We start from the raw sequence: 7,470 nt of genomic DNA, 5'->3' as shown, positions 1-7,470 counted from the left end.
CGCGGGATGGAGCAGTAGGTAGCTCGTCGGGCTCATAACCCGAAGGTCATCGGTTCGAGTCCGGTTCCCGCTACTAGGACAGTGTTTGTCGGTAACACTCTAAAAATATACCGCGGGATGGAGCAGTAGGTAGCTCGTCGGGCTCATAACCCGAAGGTCATCGGTTCGAGTCCGGTTCCCGCTACTAAGACACGTGAGAAGCAGTATTTTATTGCTTCTCTTTTTTATTTGGGATCTGATGAAAGCGTTTATTCACTTTGCCCGTTCAAAATAAAACGGAATGATTCACGTCTTTGCGTGGTAAGTCTGCAATAAATTAAAAAGAACTAATTTCAAATCTGTTCATTATTTCCTCATCATGTATTTTTTCAGAATATCCACAGTGGCTTCCAGTTCTTTTTCATCCATTGAGGCAAAACCAAAACGGAAAGCATTCTGTTCTTCGTCTGTACGGATGATCTTCAGGCCGGGAACCTCTGTCAGTTTTCGCACCGGGTAGCCGGAATCCAGTTTTATCCAAATGGCCATTCCCCCGGAAGGGAGTGTATAGGAAATGCTGCTGCCCAGTTTTTCTTTTAACAGTGTATCTAAAAAATCCCTGCGCTGATGGTAGATCTTTTTTGCTTTTTTAAGATGTCTTTTAAGTTCTCCCTGCCTGATAAGTGATGCCAGGGCATTCTGCATATAGCCGTCACCTCCAACGTCAATGGATTTTCTGAGTATCGTACATTGGGTTATAAAATTGGAAGGGGCTACCATAAAACCTATGCGGAGCGAAGGGTCCAGTATTTTGGAGAAAGAACCTATATAGATAATATTCCCGTTATGACTGCCGCTTGCCAGAGGAAGATAGGGAGAGGAGGTATAATGATAATCATAATCGTAATCATCTTCTATAACGGCAAATGAATACCGGATAGAAAGTTCCAGCAGCTTCATTCTTCGGTCTACACCGAGTGTTACGGTAGTTGGATAATGATGGTGGGGAATAACGTATACAGCACATATTTTTTTCTTTTTACAGATTGTTTCAAGGAGATCCGTATCTATTCCGTTTTCATCCACAGGAATTTCAATAACGGATGCGCCGGTATTTCTGAATACCTCGTTGGCCGCAGGATAATTGGGCTTTCCTACGATAACGGCAGATCCGGGGGCTGAAAGAAGCTGTGCGGAGAGATAGATGCTCATCTGGGCACCATGAGTGATCAGAAGGTTTTCCGTACTGATATTAAGGCCTCTTGTTTCAGAAAGATAGCGGCATAGCTCTTCTCTCAGTTTTAAGGTACCCTGTCCGGTTCCGGAGCCTGCATTTTTAATGGTATGGCGTTTTGAGGTATAAGAACGATAGGTTTTCAGGAGTTCATCAATAGGCGATAATCTTACATCCGGATGGCCGTCGTCAATAATAATATCCGGAACAGCATTATACAGATCCTGTTTTTCTGTCTCACCAATATTTTTGAACGGAAGGCTGAAACTGTTTTCATAAGGAGGAGAAACCGTTGTATTCCATTCTTTAGGCTGGAGTATAGGAATCCGGTCCGACACGACTGTATATTTTCTTGGAATCACTGTAATCCAGTCCTGTGCATGAAGCTCATCATAGGCAGCAATAACCGTTTTCCGGTGTACTCCAAGTTTCTGAGCCAGTTCTCGGGTGCCTGGAAGAGGAGTGCCGGCCTTTAAAGAACCATTTCTTATAGCATTGATCACAGAAACTGCAATTTGTCTGTAAATGGGAGAAGTATTTTCTTTATTAATGATGATAATGTGTTCAAACGGAAACATACTGGACTACTTAATTGTTACAATCTGGAATACAAATGTAGTCCTATTTGGAAATATTTTTGTCCCGTTAATAAAAAATAATCACGACAATGAATTACACCATTAAAAAAGCAGGTCTTGAAGATCTGAATGACGCAGCGGAACTTTTTAATCTGTACCGTATTTTTTACCGCCAGGAATCTGATCTTGAAAAAGGAAAAGCATTTCTGAAAGAACGATTTCTGAACAATGAGTCGGATATTTTTCTGGCTTTTGAAGAAGGAAAGGCAGTTGGGTTTGTACAGCTTTACAAATTATTCCATTACACAAAATTACAGAAGCAATGGCTTCTAAGCGATCTTTTTGTGCATCCCGACCACAGGGGTAAAGGAATTTCAGTAGGTCTTATAGACCGGAGCAAGCAATGGTGCAGGGAAACTGAAGCCTGTGGGCTGATGCTTGAAACCGAAAAAACCAACGACATTGGAAACGCACTCTATCCACGTTGTGGTTTTGAATATGACGGACTGCATAATTATTATCACTGGTGGATTGAAAACCGGAAATAATCTCAACCGGGATTTGCAGGAAACATGCATTACAAGGGGGTATTGGTTATTTCTACGTAATGAGATGTAGAATTACTTCTACATGGAATGTTATTTAATTCTACATTTTTTTTTGATAAGTACAGCCCCGGAATCCTACTTTTGTACCGCTCTTGTGAATCAGAGGAAGACTGGCTTACAGAGTTTTATTTATGTTTAATGGTCTCCGCCATCATTTTCTACTTTTTTCCGAATGTTTTTATGATTAGTACCCATAACTGCTTTCAGGCGGAGATCTCTTTTTAACTCAGCCCTTTAAACGATAACCAGGTTTCGCAAAAGTACAAAAGGAATTCTATTGACGGAAGCAGGTCATACAATGAATTTTGTGACCTGCTTTTTTCATCATAAAAAGATCCGGGTTCTGCCACGGGCAGTCATTACTGCGGCCGGAACCGATATCAGTTTTTGGGCAGATGAATTGGATTTTATAGATTTTTCAGGGGAAGGATAACGGAAAAATCTCACTTTCTATTCATCATCTGTTTCCCAAAATTTATTTTAAGCTGAAAAGAAAAACGAAGACCTGTCCCAATAAAAAAATCCCGCTTAACAGCAGGATTTTGGTATATTTTTATGTTATGATTATTGAGCTAACTGGGAAAAAGAAGTCAGTTTATTATCATCAGACATGGTTTGTCCTAAAAAATCTTTTTTCTGTTCACCTTTCATTCTTCCGGCAGCATCATTGGCATTGAAATAAGCTTCACTTAATTTTGTTGCAATTTCCGCAGGTTTGAAATCGAATTTTGTATCACCTTCTACCCCCAGATATCCGTTCTTTCTGGTAAGGTTGCTGATGTAGTTGCTGTAGTTGATGAAGGTATTTCTCAGATACTGGGTATGGTATTCCATACATTTCTTAGCTTTTTTGGAAGAGTTATTCAGGATGCAGTTCTTCATATTATTTCTGTACAGAAACCATTCAGATTCCAGAATGCCGTATTCTTTGCTGAGTGCTTTCTTTCCGTTGGTTACAATATTGCTGTCGCCTTCCTTATCTGCAATGGTCTGTAAATGGGTAATGACCAGTGGAACCGTATTTTCAATCTTTGATCTGGTTTCTTTCAGAATGCTGAGATCCGCAGCAGGAGAGTTCTTCTTTTGAGCGGTAGTAACGTTAAAAATAAGCAGTAATAGTACAATCAGTAAATTATATCTTTTCATGAGAAATTTTTAAAGCACTAAAATAAATATAATTTCCCGGTTTAAACAAATTCATTTTAATTTTATTTAATAAAAATTAACAAGTTTTAAGAATTTAGAGCCTGATTTCATGTTTTTCTGCCGATTAAACAGGTGGTAAATTCAGTCTGTTAAAAATTTAACATATTTTAATAAAATTTATTCCGCTGGTTATCAGTTAATTATATTAATTTTGTTTTTATCACTAGAAAAATAGTTGTTAGCGTAAGATTTATTTCTACATTTGTATAACTAATTTCTTAGTGATATAGATTTTAAGGGTAATAAAAAGTATATCACATTAATGATTTAAATGAACAGGATATGAAAATTCAGACTTTAACAAAAGCAGAAGAACAGGTAATGCAGTACTTATGGAAAATAGAAAAAGGCTTTTTAAAAGATGTTCTTGATCTTTTTCCAGAGCCTAAACCGCATACCAATACTGTTTCTACCATTTTAAAAGTATTGAAAGACAAAGAATTCGTAGACTATCATGTACATGGAAGACAGCATGAGTATTTCCCGTTGGTTTCCAAAGAACAGTATTCCGGGAAAACCATGAAAAGTCTTGTAAAAAACTATTTTAAAGGATCTTATAAAAGTGCCGTTTCTTTTCTTGTAGAAAAAAATGAAATGACGGTAGAAGATCTGGAAATGCTTTTGGACGAGCTTAAAAAGAAAGATTAAATCAACAGATTATGGAAACGGTATTTCTGTATTTCGGAAAAGTTATCATATGCTCCGGTGTAACGTTTTTGTATTATCAGTTGTCTTTAAAAGACAGGACGTTCCATCATTATAACAGATTTTATCTGTTGTCTGCTATACTGGTATCATTGTTTTTGCCAATGATCAGAACAGAGGACTTTACTATGGAAGTAAATAACGGTGTATATATGCTTCTTGACAGAATACCGGATTTTAATGCTAATAAAAACATCAACAATGATCACACTTATTTTAGAATTATTTTTTCAGCTCTGGGACTGGTTACTCTCTGTTTTCTAGGAAGGCTGTTCTATGGGATCATCAGAATCCGGCAGCTGAAAAATAAGTTTCATAAAGAAAATTTTAACGGAATTCATTTTTACCGTACAGATTTACCCGAAGCACCGTTTTCTTACTTTAAGAATCTTTTCTGGAAGGAAGGTATCCTGCTGGATTCAGAGGCAGGAAAGCAGATTCTGAAGCACGAAATGGTACATATTGAACAGAGACATACCTACGATAAAATCTTTGCAGAGATCATTACCTCTGTGTTCTGGTTCAATCCGTTCTTTCATATCATAAAAAAAGAAATCAGTTTGATCCACGAATATCTGGCTGATAAAAAAGCCATACAACAATCGGACACGAAGGCATTTGCGCAGATGCTTTTGGCAGGGCATTTTTCCGGAACACAATTGCCTGCTGCCAGCCCGTTTTTAAGTTCAAACCTAAAAAAACGACTTAAGATGTTACAAAAACCAAAAACCAGATTCGGATATGCGCGCAGAATTTTTGCCCTTCCGGTAGTATTTTCAGTAGCTTTTACCTATTTGGTAAGCTGTAAAAACGAAGAAATAAAGCATTTAAATGCATCCGTAGAAAAAAATAAAAAGGTTTCGGCCTCCGTTAACAATTTTGATGAAAAACTGGCCTCTGCCTCAGAAAATGCATTGTTTATCATCAATTCCGAAAGAAAAACCAAAGAAGAATTTGTGAACTGGCTTCAAAGCCATGACCGCAATCAGATTATAGCAGGTTATAAAGGCCCTGAAATGAATAATGATGAACATCTGGTTTTCGGGGAGATTGAAAAGAAATACGGTGTTTTCACCATCGATGAACCTGGTAAAATGGGCATTGAAAACAGTGAAAAATACCATCAGCTGATCAAAGAGATCAATCCTAAATGGTATAATGATCAGATTGTCGGCAAGAAGTATAATGTGAAAAAATCTGCTGAAGCAAGAAGAGTTTCCAAATCGTAAAAGAATCCGGCAAAACATTTCTGAAGCAGTACTATTTGAAAAATAAAAACCTAAAGCATGGAAGCGTTGTTTATCTATTTAATCAAAGTCATTATTTGTTCCGGTGTGATGTTGGGATATTATTACCTGTCGCTTAAAGACAAAACATTTCACCACTACAACAGGTTTTACCTGCTGTCCGCAGTGCTGATCTCTTTACTGATCCCGCTTATCAGGATCGAAGATTTTACCATTGAGGTGAATAGTGATATCTATAAACTGATCGACAGGGTGCAGAATTTCAGGACTTCTGAACATGCAGATACCCATGAAAACGTGTATTATACCATTGCTTTTTCAGTTTTAGGACTGGTTGCCTTTTATTTTTCAGCGAAGCTGATGTACGGAATTTTTAAAATCTATGAACTGAAAAAACAGTTCAAGAGAGAGAATATTGAAGGAATCAATTTTTATCATACCGACCTTACCGAAGCACCGTTTTCTTATTTTAAAAATCTTTTCTGGAAGAATTCAATTACCCTGAATTCTGATATTGGAAAACAGATTTTAAAACATGAAATGGTACACATTGAACAGAAACATTCATTTGACAGGATTTTTATCGAGATTATTACCTCAGTGTTCTGGTTCAATCCTTTCTTTCATATCATCAAAAGAGAAATCAGTTTAATACATGAATACCTTGCCGATAAAAAGGCGGTAAAACAATCGGACACCAAAGCATTTGCGCAGATGCTTTTAGCAAGCCATTTCTCCGGAACACAATTGCCTGCTGCCAGTCCGTTTTTAAGTTCAAATCTAAAAAAACGACTCAAAATGTTACAGACATCAAAAACAAAATTCGGATATGCGCGCAGAATTTTTGCCCTTCCGGTTTTATTTTCAGTAGCTTTTGCCTATATGGTAAATGCAAAGAATAAAGAAATTAAAGAAACCAATATAGCGATTGAGAAAGCTGTTGCCCAGATTAAAAAAGATACCGTTGCTCCTCAGGCATCAACAGAAGCAGTAAAGTCCGGAGTTTTCAGAGAACCTCAGAGCCGGAAAGAAATTAAGGCTCTCGGAGAGAAAATACAGGAGAAAAGCAAAGCTTTGAAAGCAATGAAACCTGACAGCAAAGAATTTGAGAAAAACCTTGAAGAGATCGGAGAACTTTCAGGAGAAATAGGAAGAATTGCAAGTTCCGGTGATTTTAAAATGGGCTATGCTATCGATGCTTCGGAATTAAAAAAAGTGAACGAGTATTTCAAATCCAGTGAATGGAAAAATAAAACGAAGGCACTGAAAGATATGGGAGTGGAAATCCCGGATCTGTCCAATCTGAACTTTGACTTCCCGGATACTCCTCCGGTACCTCCGAGAGCTCCCGGAACACCGCCGGCACCCCCTTCGCCGCCCGGAGCACCTAAAGTGAGGTTCTTCAAATCCAATGACTATGTATATGAAAACTGGAGTCCAAAAGCAGAAGCAGCTCCCGCAGATGCAAAAAGAGCAGCCAAAGTGGCAAAGGTAAAAGCTGAAATCGCAAGAAAGAAAGCTAAGCTGGATATAGAACGTGCAAAGCTGGAAGGTGAAAGAGCCAAACTGGATGCCCAACGTAGAGCTTTGGATGCCAGTGAAAGAAATGTTATTGTTTTAAAGTCTTTCAATTTTGATAAGATGGCAGACATGCCAAGAATGATGGAAATGCAGGCAGACTTTATCAGGAAAACCCCGAAAGGAGGAATTGAACTGAACGGAGTAAAGAAATTCAAAGTGGGCGACGACAGCGAGATGAAAATATATATAGACGGAAAAGAGGCTTCCAAAGCCGAACTGGATGCCCTGAAGCCTGGAACAATTACCAGTATAAACGTTAATAAACAAAATACAGACAATGTGAAAAGTGGCGAAATAAGAATTCAGACAAAGAAATAAAGTTCCATTAGCTT

6 protein-coding genes and 2 tRNA genes are annotated in these 7,470 nt (G+C 38.0%); 6 read left to right on the top strand and 2 right to left on the bottom strand.

Going from position 1 to position 7,470, the window contains the following annotated elements:
* Window positions 1-73, top strand: a tRNA-Met gene (locus tag AC106S_RS02185).
* Between the two features lie 38 nt (window positions 74-111).
* Window positions 112-184: transfer RNA gene (locus AC106S_RS02180), tRNA-Met, on the top strand.
* Window positions 185-345: 161 nt separating this feature from the next.
* On the opposite strand, the gene pdxR is transcribed toward AC106S_RS02180, so the two are convergent.
* On the bottom strand, window positions 346-1,791 hold the full coding sequence (gene pdxR, locus AC106S_RS02175) for a MocR-like pyridoxine biosynthesis transcription factor PdxR (protein WP_482437496.1): 1,446 nt from the start codon (window positions 1,789-1,791) through the stop codon (window positions 346-348).
* 89 nt (window positions 1,792-1,880) lie between these two features.
* Here pdxR and AC106S_RS02170 point away from each other — a divergent pair, with 89 nt between their 5' ends.
* A complete protein-coding gene (locus AC106S_RS02170) occupies window positions 1,881-2,339 on the top strand; it encodes a GNAT family N-acetyltransferase (protein WP_482437495.1) in 459 nt (152 codons plus the stop codon).
* 624 nt (window positions 2,340-2,963) lie between these two features.
* Here the strand turns inward: AC106S_RS02170 and AC106S_RS02165 are convergent.
* Entirely contained in the window at window positions 2,964-3,545 is a 582-nt protein-coding gene (locus AC106S_RS02165; protein WP_482437494.1) for a hypothetical protein, read from the bottom strand.
* Window positions 3,546-3,887: 342 nt separating this feature from the next.
* Here AC106S_RS02165 and AC106S_RS02160 point away from each other — a divergent pair, with 342 nt between their 5' ends.
* The 3 genes from AC106S_RS02160 to AC106S_RS02150 are packed head-to-tail and all read left to right on the top strand — an operon-like array spanning window position 3,888 to window position 7,456.
* Window positions 3,888-4,253 (top strand): BlaI/MecI/CopY family transcriptional regulator, encoded by a 366-nt coding sequence (locus AC106S_RS02160; RefSeq protein ID WP_343686031.1) that lies wholly within the window; start codon window positions 3,888-3,890, stop codon window positions 4,251-4,253.
* An 11-nt stretch (window positions 4,254-4,264) separates the two neighbouring features.
* The gene (locus AC106S_RS02155) at window positions 4,265-5,539 is read left to right on the top strand and encodes a M56 family metallopeptidase (protein ID WP_482437493.1); all 1,275 of its coding nucleotides are present in this window, start codon (window positions 4,265-4,267) and stop codon (window positions 5,537-5,539) included.
* 57 nt (window positions 5,540-5,596) lie between these two features.
* Window positions 5,597-7,456: a M56 family metallopeptidase gene (locus AC106S_RS02150; RefSeq protein ID WP_482437492.1), complete on the top strand. Its 1,860-nt coding sequence runs from the start codon at window positions 5,597-5,599 to the stop codon at window positions 7,454-7,456.
* The last annotated feature ends 14 nt before the right edge of the window (window positions 7,457-7,470 follow it).

It is taken from the genome of Chryseobacterium sp. FR054, assembly GCF_056844565.1.
This window is presented reverse-complemented; position numbering and strand designations above follow the sequence as displayed.